Source organism: Bacteroidota bacterium (assembly GCA_016706865.1).
Taxonomy (GTDB): domain Bacteria; phylum Bacteroidota; class Bacteroidia; order Chitinophagales; family BACL12; genus UBA7236.
Genome location: JADJIS010000002.1, coordinates 1281160 through 1302145, shown reverse-complemented (window position 1 = coordinate 1302145; position 20986 = coordinate 1281160). Strand labels below are relative to the sequence as shown.

14 protein-coding genes are annotated in these 20986 nt (G+C 36.4%); 10 read left to right on the top strand and 4 right to left on the bottom strand.

Annotated elements, in window-relative coordinates; all coding sequences use genetic code 11:
- Nucleotides 1-53: 53 nt before the first annotated feature.
- The 5 genes from IPI31_08545 to IPI31_08525 all read left to right on the top strand — a co-directional run bounded on the left by IPI31_08545 (nucleotide 54) and on the right by IPI31_08525 (nucleotide 8035).
- Nucleotides 54-1400, top strand: a complete 1347-nt coding sequence (locus IPI31_08545; GenBank protein ID MBK7567863.1) for a DUF5103 domain-containing protein — start codon at nucleotides 54-56, stop codon at nucleotides 1398-1400.
- Nucleotides 1401-1518: 118 nt separating this feature from the next.
- Nucleotides 1519-2025 (top strand): hypothetical protein, encoded by a 507-nt coding sequence (locus IPI31_08540; protein MBK7567862.1) that lies wholly within the window; start codon nucleotides 1519-1521, stop codon nucleotides 2023-2025.
- Nucleotides 2026-2422: 397 nt separating this feature from the next.
- Nucleotides 2423-2788 carry a hypothetical protein gene (locus tag IPI31_08535; protein MBK7567861.1) on the top strand — a complete coding sequence of 122 codons (366 nt, stop codon included), beginning with the start codon at nucleotides 2423-2425 and terminating at the stop codon, nucleotides 2786-2788.
- Nucleotides 2789-3717: 929 nt separating this feature from the next.
- On the top strand, nucleotides 3718-5802 hold the full coding sequence (locus tag IPI31_08530; protein MBK7567860.1) for a T9SS type A sorting domain-containing protein: 2085 nt from the start codon (nucleotides 3718-3720) through the stop codon (nucleotides 5800-5802).
- A gap of 151 nt (nucleotides 5803-5953) precedes the next feature.
- Nucleotides 5954-8035 carry a T9SS type A sorting domain-containing protein gene (locus tag IPI31_08525; GenBank protein MBK7567859.1) on the top strand — a complete coding sequence of 694 codons (2082 nt, stop codon included), beginning with the start codon at nucleotides 5954-5956 and terminating at the stop codon, nucleotides 8033-8035.
- 241 nt (nucleotides 8036-8276) lie between these two features.
- On the opposite strand, the gene IPI31_08520 is transcribed toward IPI31_08525, so the two are convergent.
- Nucleotides 8277-9695 (bottom strand): hypothetical protein, encoded by a 1419-nt coding sequence (locus tag IPI31_08520; protein ID MBK7567858.1) that lies wholly within the window; start codon nucleotides 9693-9695, stop codon nucleotides 8277-8279.
- A gap of 264 nt (nucleotides 9696-9959) precedes the next feature.
- Here IPI31_08520 and IPI31_08515 point away from each other — a divergent pair, with 264 nt between their 5' ends.
- Together IPI31_08515 and IPI31_08510 are read left to right on the top strand one after the other, a co-directional pair.
- Entirely contained in the window at nucleotides 9960-10778 is an 819-nt protein-coding gene (locus IPI31_08515) for a hypothetical protein (GenBank protein MBK7567857.1), read from the top strand.
- Nucleotides 10779-10781: 3 nt separating this feature from the next.
- Nucleotides 10782-12932, top strand: coding sequence for a hypothetical protein (locus IPI31_08510; GenBank protein ID MBK7567856.1), 2151 nt, complete (start codon nucleotides 10782-10784; stop codon nucleotides 12930-12932).
- Nucleotides 12933-13256: 324 nt separating this feature from the next.
- Here the strand turns inward: IPI31_08510 and IPI31_08505 are convergent, their stop codons facing one another.
- Nucleotides 13257-13790 (bottom strand): RDD family protein, encoded by a 534-nt coding sequence (locus IPI31_08505; protein ID MBK7567855.1) that lies wholly within the window; start codon nucleotides 13788-13790, stop codon nucleotides 13257-13259.
- A gap of 202 nt (nucleotides 13791-13992) precedes the next feature.
- On the opposite strand from IPI31_08505, the gene lepA reads away from it, so the two are divergent.
- The 3 genes from lepA (at nucleotide 13993) to IPI31_08490 (ending at nucleotide 17546) form a co-directional block, all read left to right on the top strand.
- A complete protein-coding gene (gene lepA, locus IPI31_08500; protein MBK7567854.1) occupies nucleotides 13993-15786 on the top strand; it encodes an elongation factor 4 in 1794 nt (597 codons plus the stop codon).
- A 261-nt stretch (nucleotides 15787-16047) separates the two neighbouring features.
- A complete protein-coding gene (gene folD, locus IPI31_08495; GenBank protein ID MBK7567853.1) occupies nucleotides 16048-16935 on the top strand; it encodes a bifunctional methylenetetrahydrofolate dehydrogenase/methenyltetrahydrofolate cyclohydrolase FolD in 888 nt (295 codons plus the stop codon).
- Between the two features lie 11 nt (nucleotides 16936-16946).
- Nucleotides 16947-17546 carry a 7-carboxy-7-deazaguanine synthase QueE gene (locus IPI31_08490; protein ID MBK7567852.1) on the top strand — a complete coding sequence of 200 codons (600 nt, stop codon included), beginning with the start codon at nucleotides 16947-16949 and terminating at the stop codon, nucleotides 17544-17546.
- 60 nt (nucleotides 17547-17606) lie between these two features.
- On the opposite strand, the gene IPI31_08485 is transcribed toward IPI31_08490, so the two are convergent.
- The gene (locus IPI31_08485; GenBank protein MBK7567851.1) at nucleotides 17607-18869 is read right to left on the bottom strand and encodes a T9SS type A sorting domain-containing protein; all 1263 of its coding nucleotides are present in this window, start codon (nucleotides 18867-18869) and stop codon (nucleotides 17607-17609) included.
- Nucleotides 18870-18985: 116 nt separating this feature from the next.
- On the bottom strand, nucleotides 18986-20851 hold the full coding sequence (locus IPI31_08480) for a fibronectin type III domain-containing protein (GenBank protein MBK7567850.1): 1866 nt from the start codon (nucleotides 20849-20851) through the stop codon (nucleotides 18986-18988).
- Nucleotides 20852-20986: the final 135 nt, after the last annotated feature.

Here is a 20986-nt window from a genome sequence, read left to right as displayed (position 1 = left end):
TTACAAATGTCAGTAATTAAATTGGCATCTTAATTGGTAAATTGCAGCGTGATATGAACTCCAATAAACAAAATCCTCTCCATTCCTATTCCAAAAAGCTATTGCTTTTTTATACACTATATATATATAGGTGTGTTGTGTTTGCCCAAATTCAACCGGATACTCTTCAAATTGATACCGTTGAGATTTCAAATATTAGCAGTTCCATAATCGAGGAACAAGTAAATAACACGAATTTGAAAACAGTTCAATTGAACAGGAGCGATCTGCAATTGGCGTATCCAATTCTTCTGCTCAACTCGGAAGATGAACTGATTTTTAGTTTTGACGATCTGAAAGGTGGTGTCCGAAACTATTATTATACCTTTCAACATTGCGACCAAAACTGGGAAGCTTCCAATCTTACCACTTTCGATTATCTGGATGGGTATGAAGAAAATACAATAGACAACTATTCCTTTTCATTTGGAACGCTGCAAGCTTATACACACTATTCTGTAAATTTTCCAAATGATAATATTGATTTTAAAGTGAGTGGAAATTATGTTGTAAAGGTTTGGGAGGATGATAATAGAGATGTTCCACTTATAGTAAAACGTTTTTTTGTATGGGAGGAACTCGCATCCATCAATGCAAAAGTATACAGACCCAACCTGATAGAATTCCGGAATAACTATCAGGAAATAAATTTCACCGTTGATATCCGCAGTCTCGATGTTTCACACGCATTGGATGAAATACGCGTTACCCTTTTTCAGAATGGCAGATACGACAATGCAATTTACGACAGTAAACCACGTATGATAACCAACGATCTGCTAACCTATGATAAAGATGATATGGTTTTTCCTGCGGGAAAAGAATACCGGCACTTTGATACTAAAACTTTGAATTTCCAATCAGATATGGTAAGAAAAATCACCAAAGAGGATGGTAAATACCAGGTATATGTAAACGTAGATGATAGCCGGCTCTATCAAAAATATTTTTATGAAACTGATATCAATGGTCAATATGTTCTGCAGGCTGATCTTACCAATGATGTAAATACCGAAGGTGATTATGCAATGGTGAACTTTGTTTTGAAATATCCTTATGTGATAACCTCCGGCGAATTATATGTATTTGGCGAATTGAATAATAACCAAATGAACAACCAAAACAAAATGACCTACGATTACGACCTTCAACAATACACTGCGCAATTATACCTCAAACAAGGATACTACAACTATTTGTATATGTATAAAGGCATAGGATCTTCTAAAGGAGAACTTATCTACACGGAAGGAAATCATTTTGAATCGGAGAACGACTACCAGTTATTTATTTATCAGCACATGTACGATCGTGACTACGACCGAATAGTCGGTTGTTCCATCTTTAATTCTATAAAGTGATCCAGGACACTTTTTCCAAAATGAAATTCGAATTGATTCCAACACAACTGTTACCTGCAGCTAACTAACATTTATCATTTTGTTTTCTTACATTAGTTCCTGATTTAAAAGTAATAATATGAAATCTCTATTAACATCCCTCTGCGATTATAATGTTTGGGCAAACAAACGGGTAGTTGAATTGATACAATCATCGCCCGAAGATATTATCGATAAACATATGGAAAGCAGTTTCCCAAGTATCCGAAAAACTATTTATCATATATGGGATGCACAGGTGATATGGCTGAACCGCCTGCAGGGCATATCGCTCAACACATGGCCCAGCAAAGAATACGACGCTGCATTTGCAGGTTACGATCTATATTTTATTCAACAGTCCATCGACTTTCAACGATTCATACAATCACGCAGTGAAACGTATTTCACCACTACATGTTTTTATAAAACATTAAATGGAAACGATAATCAAACAAAACACTGGCAGATCATTTTACATTGCATGAACCATTCAACTTATCACAGAGGTCAGATCATAACCATGTTGAGAGGGATTGGTTTCACTAATTTGATATCCACCGACTATATCGCATATACCAGAGAAATAGAAAATACCAACCTCTGATTCAAAAAATATTGTTGTTCATTACTTGTGAATGGTAAAATTGATGCCCTTTGAATTCTTTGCAAAAACCAAAATAGATGTATCCGGATTTGTAAATTTTAGAATGACATATATCAACTTAAGTATTCAAAACAACTATAAAAGCAATTTTTACATGTGCATTCGAAAATCTTTATGCACAATGAAAAGTCAATTTTGGAAAAATGAGAAGTTGAAAATTGATAAATGGTAAGTATAAAACACTAGTTAAATCACATAAAACCGTTTAAAAGGATAAATTAGATAATGGTTTGTATACTATAATGTGCAAAACATGTGAAAATCAACAATTATTTTTTATTTTTTTTTTGATAATATAAATTTATGTATAATTTTGCAATAACCAAATATTTTTCCAATGGCAAAATCAACAAAAAAATCAGCTGGCAAACGTGGACGTCCTGCCGGCAAAAAAGCTGCTGCAAAAAAAGTAGCTAAGAAATCAGTTAAGAAGACTGCAAAAAAAGCTACTGCTAAAAAAGCTGCTCCTAAAAAAGTTGCTAAAAAAGCTGCTGCAAAAAAAGCTCCTAAAAAAGCTGCTGCAAAAAAAGCTGGTAAACGCGGTCGTCCTGCAGCAAAAAAAGCTGCTAAGAAAGCTGGTAAAAAAGCAACGAAAAAAAGTAAAGCTCCGGCTCCAAAGAAAAAAGCAACGAAGAAAGCCGGTGCTAAAAAAGCTAAAACAACTGCAGCACCTCCGGCAAACGGAAATGGTGGTGCTATGTAAAATTAGTAGCTTAAAAAAATTAAGGAGATCAGTTTTGGTCTCCTTTTTTTTTGCCCAATTCCTATTAATCATTTATTCAACTTCTGTTTGTTTTAATCGTCAATCGTGAATCGTCAATCGTGAATCCGTTTTGACTAACCATAGAGTTTTATATAAACAATCATATTTTCGGCTAAGAGGATCAACTCATTACTCATCACTCATTACTCATTTCGTGAATCGTGAATCGTGATTCCGTTTCGGCCAACCGTAGAGTTTTAGATAGACCATCACATTTTTGGCTAAGTGGATCAAACTCATTACTCATAACTCATTACTCATTTCGTGAATCGTGATCCCGTTTCGGCCAACCTTAGAGTTTTAGGTAGACCGTCACATTTTTGGCTAAGTGGATCAAACTCATTACTCATAACTCATAACTCATTTCGTGAATCGTGATCCCGTTTCGGCAAACCGTAGAGTTTTAGATAGACCATCACATTTTTGGCTAAGTGGATCAAACTCATTACTCATTACTCATTACTCATTTCGTGAATCGTGATCCCGTTTCGGCCAACCTTAGAGTTTTAGGTAGACCCTCACATTTTTGGCTAAGTGGATCAAACTCATTACTCATAACTCATTACTCATTTCATCAATCTTGAATCCACTTTTTCACGATCCCGAAATTTTTCCTCCTGACTAATGACTCCTGACCATTGCCTCCTGACCATTGCCTCCCGACCATTGCCTCCTGACCATTACCTCTGACCAATGCCTCCTGACCAAAATTCAAAAAAGTAAGATCTGCCCCTTCCCCCACCTTAATGTATTAAAAATGTCATTTTTTCCAAATAGTTAAATTTTAACCGATTTTTAAACCATTTTACATAAATTAACATTAACTTTATACCTTTACAAAAACTGTTTTAAAACGAAATTTTTAAGCTATGAGAAAATTAATACTTTTATTTGCAACGGGCTTACTATCTGTAAGTTTGTTTGCACAGTCTGCAATTCAGACTAAAACCCATGACAAGGCTGCATTGATGCAGAAATTTAAAACTGCAACTGCAGTGCCTTACCACCCGGTAGCAAAAGATGATGCTACTACCGGAGTACCTAGTAACAATGAAACATTTTATGCAAAGTCAGGTTTACGCACAGGCGAAATTGTGGGATCTACCGGCTATGACCTGCAAACTAACTCTGCTGCGATGGATCGCGTAAGAGCTTATGACGATGGTACAATTTCAGTTATTTGGACCGGCTCGACCGTTGCAGATCACGTTTGGGATGACAGAGGTATGTTCTATAATTTTTATGACGGAACATCCTGGGGTGCAGCTCCAACAGCAAGAGTTGAACCAGTTCGTTCTGGTTTCGGTGGTATTTATACAGTTATGGATCATGAAGTTGTAATATCTCACGATGGAGCTTCTATCAATTTGTTTGCAAATTCAGAAATTGGAAACACTGATTGGACAAGCCTTCCAGTTTCAGGTCAACACCTCGGTCTTTGGCCACGTGCTTATGTACCGGTTGGAACTGATGATATCTACTTAGTAAGCCCAAATACAGCTACACCTACAGCAATAAATTTTTCAAGATCTGATGACGGTGGAGCTACATATACTGTATTGAATTCAACTTTGCCTTTAGATGCAGGCACATGTTTCGGCGCTTTATCAGCTGACTGCTACCAAATAGCTGTTGATGGAAGCACTGTTTATATACTTTATGGTTCTTCTTGGACTAATCTTGTTCTATTAACTTCTACTTCTAACGGTGATCCTGGAACATGGACAAGCCAAACAATTATTGAAACCGGTTTATGTAATTACCAAGGTGATGCAGATCAAACCTCTGATGTTAATGGAGATGGTATTGCAGATACAATTGAAACTACAGATGGTTTCCACGAAATGGTGTTAGGTGATGATGGTGTTCTTCATATTTGGTCAGGTTACTACTGGTTATTGGATGATGATGTAGCTGAAGGTTGGAGTTATTTCCCAAGTCTTTCCGGTTTATGGTATTGGAATTCTACAATGGCTGCAGGTGCACCAATGTATATGGATGGTCTTTTAGTTGACTGGGATGAAGATGGTGATCCATTCTTAGGAATTGGTGCCGATCTTGGTATGTATGATGGCGTTACATTCACATCAATGCCGAATGTTGCTATTGATGAAACATCAGGCAGAATATATTTAATGTATACACATCCGATTGAATATACCGACTATTTTGATGATCCAACTGTTGCAGAAGCTCAATCTTTCCGTGATATTTTCGGAACATATTCAGATGATGGCGGACTTTCATGGTCAGCTCCAATAAATATGACCTATACAGCTCACGAACAATATGAAAGTGTATTACCATATTGCTACGACAGAATGGTTAATGATTGCGTTCACACAATTTGGATGGAAGATAGAGAGCCAGGTACTTCGTTAGATACGAATGCTCCTGATGCTGATGGTATGAACGATATTAAATATCGTTGTTTCGATGAAGAACGTTTTAATCCATACCCGCCAACAGCTGAGTTCGATTATACTCCTGATGCTGGTTTAGTGAGCTTTGCTAACTTATCAGTTGATGCTGATCAATACAGCTGGGATTTTGGTGATGGTGGAAATTCAACATTGAAAAATCCTTCACATGTTTATGCAGCTGATGGCGATTACAATGTATGTTTAGTTGCAACGAATAAATATGACGATGATAATACATGTAAAGTAATCACAGTATCCGGTGTTATTGCAGTAATCAATTACGCATTAGATCAGGCAATATCTGTTTACCCTACACCTGCTACAACAAATGTAACAGTTAATGTAGAAGGTAATTTCGGAACTATGTTCGCTGAAATGTATAATGCATTGGGAGAAAAAGTAATTAACACATCAGCATTTACAGGTTCTGTAAATTTTGATGTTACAACTTTAGCTTCCGGTAATTATATTGTGAAAGTTTACTCACAAGATGGTGCGTTCACTTCTCGTCAGATTACAGTTGGTAAATAATATTAACTTAAAATAATTAACAAAAAACCCTCGCATTGCGGGGGTTTTTTGTTAATTAACACAAAGGAAATCTTAAATGACATAAATCAGGTTTTAAATGTGAAAAGAAGAAATACTTTTCCGCCATTGTTTAAAAAATTAAACTATGGCTATGAAAAAAATTGTCTACATCATCCTTGCTCTATCCACCATAAATGGTGTAATAGCACAAAACGCCACCGCTGATAAACAAGCAGCGTTGAAAAAAACTACTATTGCAGTTTCTGATAAAAGTTATATGCAATATGCAAAAGATCGGGAAGGAGTTCCTTTACAAGATCAAAGTTTTTATAAAATATCAAATGGTTCAAGAGTAGCCGGCGATTATGTTGGTTATAGCTCCTACGATCTGGTAACAAATGCATCGGCACCAAACAGATTATTGGTATATCCCGATAATAAAGTTTCTGCCGTATGGACAGGTTCTACAAGCACGGCAGAAGCAAGAACTGATCGCGGAACATTTTTTAATAATTATGATGGTGCAAATTGGGGTGCAATTCCTGATACGCGTATCGAAGATTACAGAACAGGATTTCCTGCAATGATAAATGTTGGAGATCATGAAATGTATTTTGCTCATGACGGAAGTAACAATCTTGTTATATTTAAAAATGATGCTACCGGATCAACTAATTGGACAGAAGATGCAAATTCATTGTTATTACATGGAACATGGCCTCGCGCAGCATGTGCCCAGGGTTCCAATTATATTCATTTATTAGCGGCCAACGATGATGCCGCAAATGAAAATGATTATATGTTATATTATCGTTCTTCAGATGGTGGTGCAACCTGGGATATTACACATTTCCGTTTACCAGGAATTGATACTGCAAATGGATATAGTATAATGGGTGCAGAATGTTATACTATTCGCGCAATAGGTGATAATGTATATATTGCAGCCGGAGAAAATATTAATGACCTTGCAGTTTGGAAATCAAATTCAAATGGAGATATAGGTTCATGGACAAGAACAAGATTAATTGAATGGCCTATTCCGAATTTCAATGGAAATACCATTTCAGATATTGATGCTGATGGAGTTGCCGATACCATTACTTCACAAGATGGAAATATAGCACTGGCAATTGATAATAGTGGAATGATGCATGTATGGACCGGAGCAACACGAATATTAGATGTTACTCCTGATGATGATGGATGGAGTTATTTTCCCGGTGTAACAGGATTATGGTACTGGAATGAATCTTTTGGTGCTGATAGTGTTCAATATCTTGATTTTGCATTAGTTGATTGGGATGAAGATGGTGATCCGTTTTTAGGAATTGGTGCCGACCTTCCGAATTATGGTTGCGGATTTACTTCACAGGCATCAGCAACTGTTGATCCACTCACCGGATATATATATGTTGTGTATACACATCCCGTTGAATTCACCGATTATTTTGATGATCCTACTGTTGCCGAAGCTCAATCATTCAGAGATCTGTTTGGATTTTATTCTACCGACGGAGGAATTAGTTGGTCGCCTCCAATTAATTTAACTTATGTTGCAGAACAGAATTTTGAAAATGTAAATCCTGCCGTTTATTGGAGCACTATCAGTAATAAAGTACATGTATTATGGCAACAAGATCAGGATCCGGGAACTTCCACCGAAACAACTGCTCCGGATGCAATTACATTAGACAACGATGTATTATACCGCGCTTTTGATTACAGCAGATTTGAACCTTATGATCCAACAGCAGAATATGATTATAGCGCTGCTGCAAATGTTTTCACATTTAATAATTTAAGTGTTGACGCCGATACTTATAATTGGGATTTTGGTGATGGTTCTACATCTACACAATTTGAACCTTTGCACGCATATACAACAACCGGAAATTTTCTGGTATGTTTAAATGCTGAAAATAAGTATGGTGACGATCAAAGTTGCAAAACTATTGAAGTAACCCAAACCGACATTGTTAATGCCTTACCTCAGTTAAATATCTCTGTATTTCCAACTTTAACTACAGGTATTTTACATATTGAAACTTCTGAATTATACGAAGATCTTAATGTAGAAGTTTACAATACACTCGGACAAAAATTAACCACCGATATTCTCAACGGAGCCTCCAATGAAATAAACATTTCTAACCTGAATTCCGGCGAATATCTTTTAAGATTTATTTCTCATAGCGCAGTAACAGTAAAGCAGGTTACGTTAATTAAATAGTGATCGCTTTATTCATTTTGATGTGGGTCCCGCCTTTTGGCGGGATTTTTTTTTAGAGACTGCAAAGGCAGTGTCTTCACACAATTAAAATAAACCAGCCGTGAGTCGCTGCCGATCATGAATACAGCAGCGTCTCACCATAATATTATCACCAAATGATTATTCAAATAATCAAAATAAATAACACATCATGCTTTGTTTAATTCCTTGTGAAGACACTGCCTAACACAGTGTGGAGCTCTTAGTGTTGAACTATAAATTTACCTGTGCCAATTAGTTGTGATTCCCCATCAAAAAACCGCAGTAAATAAAATCCATTTTCCATATTTATGCAATCAATGGAACTCGTATATTCAACATGTTTAATAGCCCGCCCGTTTACATCAATTATATCGCAATTTTGCCACAGTAAATTACTTTGTATTTGTATTAAATTATCAGCAGGATTGGGAGAAATTTCTATATCGATCCTATTTCTTTCTGTATTGAAAATGGAAACGTAGGGAATTGCATCCCATTCTAAAATAGTTATCCCCCCAATATTGGAATAATAGGGTATCTGCACAATTTCATTATTCACTAAAGCCAAGGAAACATAATTTTCATGCACATCAACACCCCATGCTACTATACTGTCAAATTCATTAATATATTCACCAACAAATACCGGATTTTCTCTGTTTGTAATATCAAATATCAACAATTCAGAATCTCCTCCTGAAACAAACAATAAACTATCACCCACAACTTCAATTTCGTTAGTGTGACCCGGCCTGCCAATCCAATTACTACTATCACAATTCCAGGGATTGAACCAATAAATTGTTTCCATTTCTTCATCTGATATGTCAACAACATCCAACCCACACATATCCACCGGTATGTATGCGTAATGATCAACAATTACAATATTATTATAAGCTGATTGTGCAATATCTTCAATTCCCATATTAACATATTTCCCAATTTCCACGGGATTTTCTTTATCACTAATATCAATCATACGCAATCCCCCGGCATCGTTAGCAACCATTAATTTATCAGAACCATATAAGGATAATCCTCTTGCATTTGGGGAGGAAAAAATTCCTGCAACCTCGGGGAAATCAGGATCAGGTAAAATAGAGGAAATAAATTTGATGTCGTTTTTATTATTTACATTCAATAAAATTACACCATCATCCATTGCACCGAGATATGCAAATTCACCATCTGAAATTGCAATGGCTGCACCCTGATCAAAAATAATGGTATCCCAAATATCTGTAACCTCCGGACTTGAAGGATTACTCAGATCTAAAATAGCCAAGCCGGGTTTTTGTGGAAAAAATCCATCATATCCACCTAAGGAACAATATAAATAATTTCCGGTTTGTTTGAGATTTGTTGGCAACAAACCATTTAAAGAAGCAGTGCCAATTGTATCAACGGGTATCGGATCATTAATATCACTAATATCAAAAGTAACAATACCCAATTCGCGACAAGCAGAATAAATATAAGGTGCATCATTTTTATTAAACACGGAAGTATAAGCAGAATATGGAAGAAAGGGATGGTCAAAATAATATTCAGAAATATAACTGATATTTACCGTGTCGGTTTGTGCATTAATATTTAGTATTTTGATGAAAAGCAGAGTGAAAATTAAATGTTTCATTTTAATAAATTTGATCTAATAAAGTTAATAGTTTTTTGGGGGAATAGATCGGTGATTCTGCCGGATTGTTGATAATTTAGATGTTGAAGATCGGAACATCAGCAACCCCTCACAATTATAGAATCAGTGGAGATACACTGCTGAGAAAATCCTAGGGTGAAGCAACCACCCAAGCACTTTTGTTTTCTTGTTCTGTTAAAAATATTTATATTTGTTAATATAGAGAATATAAACAGGTATTCAATTTAAACTATCTTTACCCTTATGAACCACATACAATTTCTGTTCGGAATACTATGCTTGATACCGTTGACTGCAGCCGCTCAAACCGGCTATAGTGATGCTGGAAGCAGGGCAAATGCAATGGGAAATGCATCAGTAACTCTTCAGGATGTGTATAGTGCTCAAAACAATCCTTCGGCATTGGCTTATGTAGAGGATATCACTGCCGGATTAAGCACACAAAACTATTTTCTTGTGGAGGGCGGAATTGGAGCACATCACGGTGTTTTTGCTTTACCCTTTAAAGAACAGGGTGTATTTGGTGCCAGTATAAATTATTTTGGTGATAATACCTTTAATCAAACACAAATCGGTATCGGCTACGGAAGAAAATTGGCGGAAAATGTTTCGATCGGTTTGCAATTGGATTATGTTGGAACAAAAACAATTGAAGTTGGAAGCGGTGCAGCATTTACTTTCGATATCGGAATTTTATATAAACCTGTAAAAAGTCTCACCATTGGTGCAAAAACATTTAATCCTATTCGCGCAAAAACCGGATTAACTTATGAAGAAGAATTACCTTCCATCATAAATGTAGGCATTGCATATCAACCCTCCGAAAAATTATTAATTTGTTTGGAAGGTGAACAAACTATTAATAACGACCTCAGGGCAAAAGGCGGAATTGAATATCATATTGTAGAACAATTATATTTGAGAGGAGGATATATTTCAAATCCCTCTATGTTCACGAGCGGATTAGGTGTTAAGATAAAAGAATTGAAATTGGACCTCAGCGCTCAATTTCATCAACAACTCGGGCTAACTCCCGGACTCGGTATGAGTTATAATTTTTAATACATGCAGCAACGAAACATACACATCAAATTAAAAAAAACAGCTTCCGGATTTTTCGGAACCTTTAAAGATATTTATGTTTTTTCTTTTTTGCTTTCTGCTTTTTTTCTTTTTAATAGTTCCCTTTTATTCGCGCAGGAAAATAATGGTGAAGGAAGATTATTGGAAGGAGATATTTTAGAAGATGCTGCAGAAAAAATTGATAATACCGATATCTCCATCGATACGTATCAGGAAAATCTCAATGCATTATTAAAAAACCCCATAAATATAAATAAGGCAACGGGCACGGAATTGCGCAATACCACTTTATTTACCGAATTGCAAATTCGCGATCTTTTACGTCATATTGAAGTATATGGGGAAATTGTAAATATTTACGAGCTGCAAACCATTGCATCATTTTCGCTTGAAGATATTAATCGTTTGAAACCCTTTATTTCGTATAGTGGATCCAACAAACCCTCAGAACCTTTTATTAAACAATTATATCTTGGCGATTACCAATATTTTTTCCGTATTGGGCGCTATATCGAATTACAAGATGGATATGAAGAAGATAGTTTGGGTGCAACTACCTATTATGGAAATAATTCACGTATTTATACCAGACTCAGGTACAATTACAACAATAAATTGAGTTACGGTATAACAGCCGAAAAAGATGCCGGCGAAGCAATTTTTGGTCCCACTCAACCACAGGGCTTTGATTATTATTCCGCACATTTTTTTAAAAAAAGTTCTGGTAGATTAAAGGCACTTGCATTAGGCGATTATGAATTACGAATGGGCCAGGGATTAATTATGTGGAGTGGATTTGGTTTCGGAAAAAGTGTTTATCCTGTTGCAGTGCGAAGAGCGGGACCGGTTCTTGATGCCTATACATCCACCAATGAAAACAGATTCATGCGCGGAGCCGGTGCAACCTATGCATTTAAAAATGTATATGTAACTGCATTTGCATCCTATAAAAATTTAGATGCAAATGTTTCTTTGATAGATACAACAGATGAGGAAGTTTTACAGGTTTCCAATATTGACGACAGCGGATTACACAGAACCGATAATGAATTGGAAAATAAAAATGCAATTCATGAAACCGTTGCAGGTTTCGACGCAACATATTACAAAGGACAATTTAATGCCGGAATCTCAGCAGTATACTTTCATCTTTCCTCTCCAATAATAAAAACGCCCGACCTTTATAATGTATATGATTTTACTGGAACAAATTTATTGAACAGCAGCGTGCATTATAATTTTTTATGGAGAAATATTTTAATATTCGGCGAGGCAGCAGTATCTGATAATTTAAAAGGTGCAACATTAACCGGTTTGGTAATGCCTGTAGATCCAAAAATAGATATTGCAATAGTTCATCGTTATTTCTCTCCTGAATATCAAACGCTTTACGCAGAAACTTTTTCCGACGGACCAACACCGCAAAACGAAAGAGGCACCTATTTCGGAACTGAAATTAAACCAATGCGAGGATGGAAATTCAGCGGTTATATTGATATCTATAAACACCAATGGCTCGAATTTCGCGCTGATGCACCCTCCTATGGTACTGATGTTTTAACACAAATTTCCTGGCAACCTTCCAGAGCTTTTGAAACCTACTTGCGTTTTAAACGTGAAGTGAGCGACAGAAATGCATCATCAGATCTTTTAGAAGATGATGTTATTTTAAATGAAATAACAGAATTAGAAAAAGCAACAATTCGCTGGCATGCTGATTATGATGTAAGTAAATCTCTTACATTAAAATCGAGAATTGAAGTTAGTTTTTACGACGAACAATTAGGTCTTCCTGAAAAAGGATATCTCGCATTCCAGGATTTTAATTATCATCCGTTAAGCAGTCCTTTTGGTTTTGCAACACGATTTGCCATTTTTAATACCGATAGTTACAACACCAGAATTTATACCTACGAAACAGAAGTTTTATACGCATACTCCATAATTGGTTTAGCAGGTCATGGAACAAGAACCTATTTATTGGTAACCTACTCCCCCACCAAATGGATGGATATCTGGGCCAGAGTGAGTAATACCTGGTACTCAGAAATGGATGAAATAGGAAGCGGCGATAATACTTTTCCCGGGTCTACACGAAGTGATTTTAAATTGCAGGTGCGATTGAAATGGTGAAAAAATAATTGAGAATTGAGAGTTGAGAATTAAACAGCCAATAATTAATTGACAATTGATAATTGACAATTGATAATTGATAATTAAACAGCCGATTAATGATAAAAGGAATTTAAATTTCATGCGAAATTTTACCCAATCCCACCGTTTGTTTTCCTATTTCTTAGGTCCTATTTCCTACTTCCTAAAAGGAGTTTAAATTTCTTGCGAAATTTTACCCAATCTCACCATTTGTTTTCCTGATACCCGATACTTGATACCTGATACGTATCCCGAGTCCGCCTCCCATGTCCTGTGTCAATCCCGTGTCCCGCGTCCCGTGTCCTAAATCCCCGTGCCTTTATTCAAAACCAGGGTATTGGCTATCTTGTCGTGCAGAGTTTGATGTTTTTTATCGAAAAAGGCCAAAATAAAGCCTAGAAAAAATGGTATTGTCGAAACTATTTTGCCTAAAAAACGTATAAAGGAAATCCCAAAATTGATCTTTCCTCCGTCCTTGCGGCGAACTCTGATACCTAAAAGTAGTTTTCCAATGGTGCCTCCCCATATTCCTTCAAAAAAGATAAAATAGAGCATTGGTAATAAAAGCAGTCCTATCAAGGCATCCAAGGTGTAATTTTTTAAGAAGCTTTCCATATACACCATTCGTTGCGGATCAAAAATAACAGCTTCTGCAGTTGCTACAAACGGATACTTATCCGCTAATCCAGGCTTTCCTTCGTCTATAAAAGCCTCCGCATCGGTTTTTCCCATACGAACAAATAAAAATGCAGAAACAACTGCGATAATTAAAATGGAATCTATAAGGTAAGCTATAGTTCTTTTGGGCATGGAGGCAGATTGATAATTATGCGTCATATGTAGTCTGGTTTAATAAATTGTTGTGCTGATAAGCGCCGCAAATATAGGAACTTAAATTTATTCAGACCGTTCCGGATCAACCTAAATCAACTCGTAAATTGTAAATTTTACTATAACACGAACTCCTTGTTTTTCAGTTATACGAAGGCCTCTCTTTTAATTACCTTTGCACCTGATTGAAAAAGGTAAGTAAGGAAAGATGGAGAATATAAGAAATTTTTGCATAATAGCACATATTGATCATGGAAAAAGTACATTGGCCGACAGGTTATTAGAGGTTACACATACTGTTTCTGAAAGGGATTCCAAGGCACAGGTGTTGGATGATATGGATATTGAGCGTGAACGTGGTATCACAATAAAGAGCCATGCCATTCAAATGGATTTTCACTATGAGGGAAAAGAATACGTATTGAACCTGATCGATACACCCGGCCATGTTGACTTCAGTTATGAAGTTTCCAGAAGTATTGCAGCCTGTGAAGGTGCATTGTTGTTGGTGGATGCTACTCAGGGTATTCAGGCGCAAACCATATCAAATCTTTATCTCGCAATAGAACACAATCTTGAGATCATCCCGATAATTAATAAAATTGATATGGATGGTGCAATGATCGAGGAGGTGAAGGATCAGGTAGTTGATCTTATTGGTTGTAGTCGCGAAAGTATTCTGGAAGCAAGTGGTAAAACAGGACTTGGTATTGAAAAAATTCTGGACGCTATTATTCACAGAGTACCTGCTCCTAAAGGCAGCGAAACTGCACCGCTTCAGGCATTGATATTTGATTCGGTATTTAATTCATACCGGGGAGTGGTTGCATATTACAGAATTTTTCAGGGCACGTTAAAAAAAGGCGACCGTGTAAAATTTGTAAATACTGAAAATGATTACGAGGCAAATGAAGTGGGTATTCTTCGTTTATTATATGAACCAAGAGATGCAGTTAAAGCCGGCGATGTTGGATATATTATTACGGGAATTAAAGAAGCAAAAGAGATAAAGGTTGGTGATACCATCACACTTAAAAATAATCCTTGCAGTAATATAGTGGAGGGATTTAAAGATGTGAAACCGATGGTATTTGCGGGAGTTTATCCAATCGATAATGACGATTATGAAGGTTTGCGCGATGCAATTGAGAAATTACAATTAAATGATGCGTCTCTCATTTTTGAACCCGAAAGTTCTGTCGCTTTAGGATTTGGTTTTCGATGCGGCTTTTTAGGTTTATTGCATCTTGAAATTATTACAGAAAGACTCGAACGTGAATTTGATCAAAATGTGATCATTACCGTTCCAAACGTATCGTTTGATTGTTTTACCACAGGCGGAAAAAAGATCGTAGTGCATAATCCAACCGATCTTCCGGATCCTGCATATATCGATCATATAGAGGAACCTTATATAAGAGCTCAGGTAATTACTGCTCCCGATTATATTGGGACCATCATGAAATTATGTATGGACAAAAGAGGTATTTTATTAAACCAAATATATCTCACCACAACACGTGTTGAATTAATCTGGGAGATGCCCTTAACGGAAATTGTATTTGATTTTTACGATAAATTAAAATCCATTTCCCGCGGTTATGCCAGTTTCGATTATGAATTAATAGATTACCGCGAAGGCGATCTTATAAAATTAGATATAAAATTAAACGGGGAAAATGTGGATGCATTTTCAGCATTAATTCACCGGGATAAAGCATATGAATTCGGCAGCAGGTTATGTGCAAAATTAAAAGAGCTATTACCTAAACAACAATTCGTTATTGCGATTCAGGCAGCCATTGGAGCTAAAATTATTGCGAGAGAAACAATAAGTGCGATGCGTAAAGATGTTACCGCAAAATGTTATGGTGGTGATATTTCCAGAAAAAGAAAATTATTGGAAAAACAAAAGAAAGGAAAAAAACGCATGCGTCAGATTGGAACTGTAGAAGTGCCTCAGGAAGCGTTTTTAGCAGTGTTGAAATTGAATGAGGATTGATGGGAGAGTTTTGAGTTCTGGGTTCTGAGTTCTGGGTTCTGAGTTCTGGGTTCTGAGTTCTGGGTTCTGGGTTCTGGGTTCTGAGTTCTGAGTTTAAATCCAGGTTGGAGCATACTCACCACTCACCACTGACCATTGACTCTGAGTGAGTAGTGAGTGGTGAGATTGATCCACATGAGCCGGATGTTTTTACTCCTGACTAATGACTATTGACTCCTGACTAATGACTCTTGACCCCTGACCCCTGAACAAAAACTTTTTATGCCATTAATACTCGACGGAAAAAAAATATCGCAGGAAATTCAGGCTGAAATAAAAACTGAAATTGAAGCATTAAAAGCTGCTTGGAAAAAACTGCCGCATTTAGCAGCTGTTTTAGTGGGAAATGATGGTGCGAGTACTACGTATGTGCAGAGCAAAATTAAATTGTGCAATGCTGTGGGCATGTTATCTACATTTATTCATCTTCCGGAAACGATAAGCGAAAAGGAACTGTTAAAAGTAGTGCATGATCTGAATAGCAACATCGATATTAATGGATTTATTATTCAATTACCTCTTCCAAAACATATTAATGAAACAAATATAATTGAGGCTATTGATCCCAATAAAGATGCCGATGGTTTTCATCCCATTAATTTAGGCAGAATGCAATTAGGTTTACCTGCATTTGTATCAGCAACGCCGGCTGGAATTGTAACACTGTTAGAAAGATACCATGTTGAAACATCAGGTAAACATTGTGTGATAATTGGCAGAAGTAATATTGTTGGAACACCCTTAAGTATTTTATTATCGAGGAATAATAATCCGGGAAATTGCACGGTTACTTTATGTCATAGCCGTTCAAAAAATTTAAAAGAAATTTGTTTACAAGCTGATATTTTAATTGCTGCAATGGGAAAACCCGAATTTGTAACTGCAGATATGGTTAAAGAAGGTGCAATTGTGATCGATGTAGGTATTTCACGTGTGGATGCAGATAATGAAAAAGGATATTTAATTAAAGGTGATGTAAATTTCAACGAGGTGGCTCCGAAATGCAGCGCTATTTCACCGGTTCCTGGTGGGGTTGGTTTGATGACAGTAATTTCACTTTTGATGAATACCATGAAAGCTTATAACAACCAACATAGTAAACTAAATTAATAAATTAAAAAATGAACCAGCTTCCTGTAATGGAACAATTTTACACAATTCAGGGTGAAGGATTTTACCAGGGAAGAGCTGCATATTTTATTCGTTTGGGAGGATGTGATGTAGGTTGTGTTTGGTGTGATGTTAAAGAAAGTTGGGATGCAGAAAAACATCCTTTAAAAAGTATATCCTCCATCATGGAGGATATCAAAAAATATCCCGTAGAAATTATCGTAATAACCGGTGGAGAGCCATTGATGTATGATCTCACAGAATTAACATCATCTCTTCATGAAAATAAATATCAGATCAATCTGGAAACATCCGGAGCATATCCGTTAACCGGAGAATGGGATTGGATATGCTTCTCGCCTAAAAAATTTAAAAAACCTTTGAGTGATGTTGCAAATCATGCAAATGAATTAAAGGTGGTGGTATATAATAAAAGTGATCTTGTTTGGGCGGAAGAAAATCGAAAAATGGTTGGTAAAAATTGTAAATTATATCTCCAACCCGAATGGAGCAAACGCGAAGAAGTAATGCCTCTTATAATTGATTATGTAAAACAAAATCCTGTCTGGGAAATTTCCATTCAAATACATAAATTTATACAAGTTCCGTAAAAAAATAATTCCCGCAAATTATTAATTTAACTTGCAGGAATTAATAAAAATACTTTTGGTTTAATCCGTTATAAAAATAGAATAATTGATATTGGTTAAATCGTTTCTAAGATTAACAATATAAATTCCAGGGGTTACATTTTCCATATTAATTTCGGTACTGAAATCAGATTCATTGATAATTAATTCCCTTGAAAGTAAGGTTTGGCCCAATGAATTGATAATAGTAAGATCGTAATTAGTATTTATTGCATTCGTTATATTCAACGAAAAATTCCCGTTAGATGGATTTGGATAAATGGCGATATCATTTTCATTTTCACCCAATCTCATTAATGTTGAGAAATATGATGGTGCAGAAAATGATGACATTGTACCGGCATCCAGACAAATGGATCTCACCTTAAATAAATAATCAGTACCTGGTGTCAACCCGGTAATATTGGCAAATGTTGCACTGGTTTTTTTCTTAACAACAAATACTCCTGCCGCAGTATAAACACTTGCTGCATATTTATCAACTCCCGGTATTGCATCCCAATGCAATTTCACTTGTGTGGAGGTTATATTGTCAGTATATAAACCTTCTGGAACCTCAGGAATACAAATTGCTTCACAGGCAAGATATTCCAAAATATTTGCACGCAAATTTGCCGATTCAAGCTCAGGTTCATGAAAATTATTTGTAGTCATTCCCCCGAACAAAACTTTTCCGGATCCCCAGGCTAATTCTGATAACACACTTAGTGTTGGATCAAAAGTATCTCCGATTAATTTTGTTAATCCGGCTCCGGAAATTGTGGCGTGACTAAATGAAGAACCGCTCCAGCCTGCGCCTACCGGCAAATGAGGGCCGTTAAAAATTGGATGTGCCGGAATTAAAGCTGTTACAGAACTAGTATACCATGGATAATTTAAAGATACCCCTCCAAATCCGAAACTCATTCCATCACCTTCATTGGGTGCTGCATTCATAAATAATTTCCCTCCTGCAGCAACCCATGACTGAATGAGTGGTTTATTTGCCAGAAAAAATGTTTCCAATTCATCTGCATGATTATCACCTCCTTCCAAAAAAACAAAACATGTTGTAGGAGAGAAAATAGCAGCAGGAACCAGCGTTTCAAAATACCTCCGGAACCAATCAGTGCCTTCCACACCAAAAGTAGTGTTCATTGCAGTAGTGTTTGTTGTGGTAAACCACGGTTCAGGCCCTCCGGTTGAGTTGGAATAAATATAATATACATTTTGTGCCCGTGCGCCAAGGAATGTACAAAATACAAATAAAGAAAAAACGATCGATCTGATAAAATTTGTTTTCATAAAATGATTTTAAAATGTGAAAATTATAGTTTATAAAAATAAGTATAAAATTTTAATTGGCAAAAAAAAAGCTGTTTCTTTTAAGAAACAGCTTTTTTAAATGTTTAATTAATAAATTATTCGGTAATAACAACGCTGTAGTTAACAACATTTGAATTGCCGGCCAAACTTACCTGATACATTCCCGGAGCAATAGCACCAAGGTCGATCATTTCAGTATAATTAGCACCTGTAACATTAATTGAAGAGCTGTATACAATTTGTCCTGTTGAATTAGAGATATTTAATTCTACATTTCCAATTTCATACCCATTTAATGCAAGTGTAAATTGTCCTGTATTAGGATTTGGGAATAAAGTAACTTTTGTTTCTTCAACTCCTAAACGTGCAGGTGTAGAGAAATAATAGTTATACGAAATCGGTGAATTATCGCCCAGGGCAACACATACCGAACGTACGTGGAAGGCATAATCAGTGCCAGGAGTTAAACCTGTAACCATCCAGTTTGTTGCACCACCTAAAACTTTTTTCTTCATTACCAAATCTCCTGTTGTTGTATAAACAGACAGATGATAACCTTCTGAATTTAACGAAGCTTCCCAACTTAAATTAGCAGAAGTTCCTGTTATATCATCGGCAGCTAAACCGGCGGGACTAGGACATTCATCCATACCAGCGGCAGGCATCCATGAATGACATTCAGAGAATGCGCTCCAAACTTCAGAGTTTCTGCCTTCTACCCAATTGGCAACAGTTCCGTCTAAATTTAATCCCATTGTTGCAGCTCCACCATCTCCATTAATTTCTGTAACTACAATTTTTATTTCGCCAGTTGATTCATGTAATTGTAATTGTACAGAAACAGGGAATGTACCTTCCGGACCTGGATAATGTGGAACGTTTACAAAACTCACAACAAAAACCTGGCTACCTGGAGCACCTGTTGTATAATAAGTAATATCACCGTCAATACATGTATTTGGATCAAAATCTTCCTGTCCTAAAAATATTGTATTTGGGTAAAATGCATTTGGTAAAATTTGACCAGTGCAACAAGCTGAACCTAAACCTGAATTAAAGGATACAAAACCATTGGATCCTATATAAGCAGAAGAATGATCAACGCCATAAAATGGAAAATCAAATCCAATTGGAATTGCTGCACTTACTGCATCATCAGCCAAACAAACTGCTGTTCCTTCTGTGGCCATAGGAGCGTAATCGCAGGTTGCATAATCATAACCATAAAAACAAGATCCATCATCAATATCTGCAGCCGGATCATAATTAACAGCTGCTGGATCTGTACATCCATAAGTTTCAACAACCATTGGCATAAACGAAATACATTCGTTGAAGGCTGACCATGCTGCACTATTTCTGCCGGTAACGACATCGGCATTTGTAGCGTTTTGATTTAGGCCCATTGTTGACAATCCACCATCACCGTTATATTCGGTAGTAACGATTTTTACCTCATTTGTACCTTCGTGTAATTGCACCTGTACTGATACAGGGAATGTACCTTCCGGACCGGGATAATGTGGAACAGCAACAAAACTTAAAACGAAGATCATACTTCCTGCTGCACCTGTTGTATAATAGGTGATATCACCATCTATACAGCTGTTTGGATCAAGGTCTTCTTGTCCGAAAAAAATGGAATTCGGATAAGTCCCGGAAGGAAGAATAGCCCCTGTGCAACATCCAGTGCCAAGGCCAGTGTTAAATGATAAATAGCCGTTAGAGCTTACATAACAATTAGAATAAGCAACATCATAAAAACTGAAGCTGAATCCTAATGGAATTGCTGCGCTAACTGCGTCATCGGCCAGGCAAATCGCGGTGCCTGTTGTAGCCATTGGCGCGTAGTCGCAGGTGGACTGCACGTAGGACTGCGCCAGAAGCGTGGAGGAAAAGATCGCAATAGCGATCAGTGCTGTCGTTGTGAGCGACAGGATTTTTGTGTTTAGTTTTCTCATATTAGTTATTTAGGCAACAAGTCTACAATTTATAATTCTATAAAACAAATAATTTTTCAAATATTTTATAAGCGTATATATTAAAAATTAATATGTTACTTTTTGATTTTATTTATGATTATAAATAAATTAAAT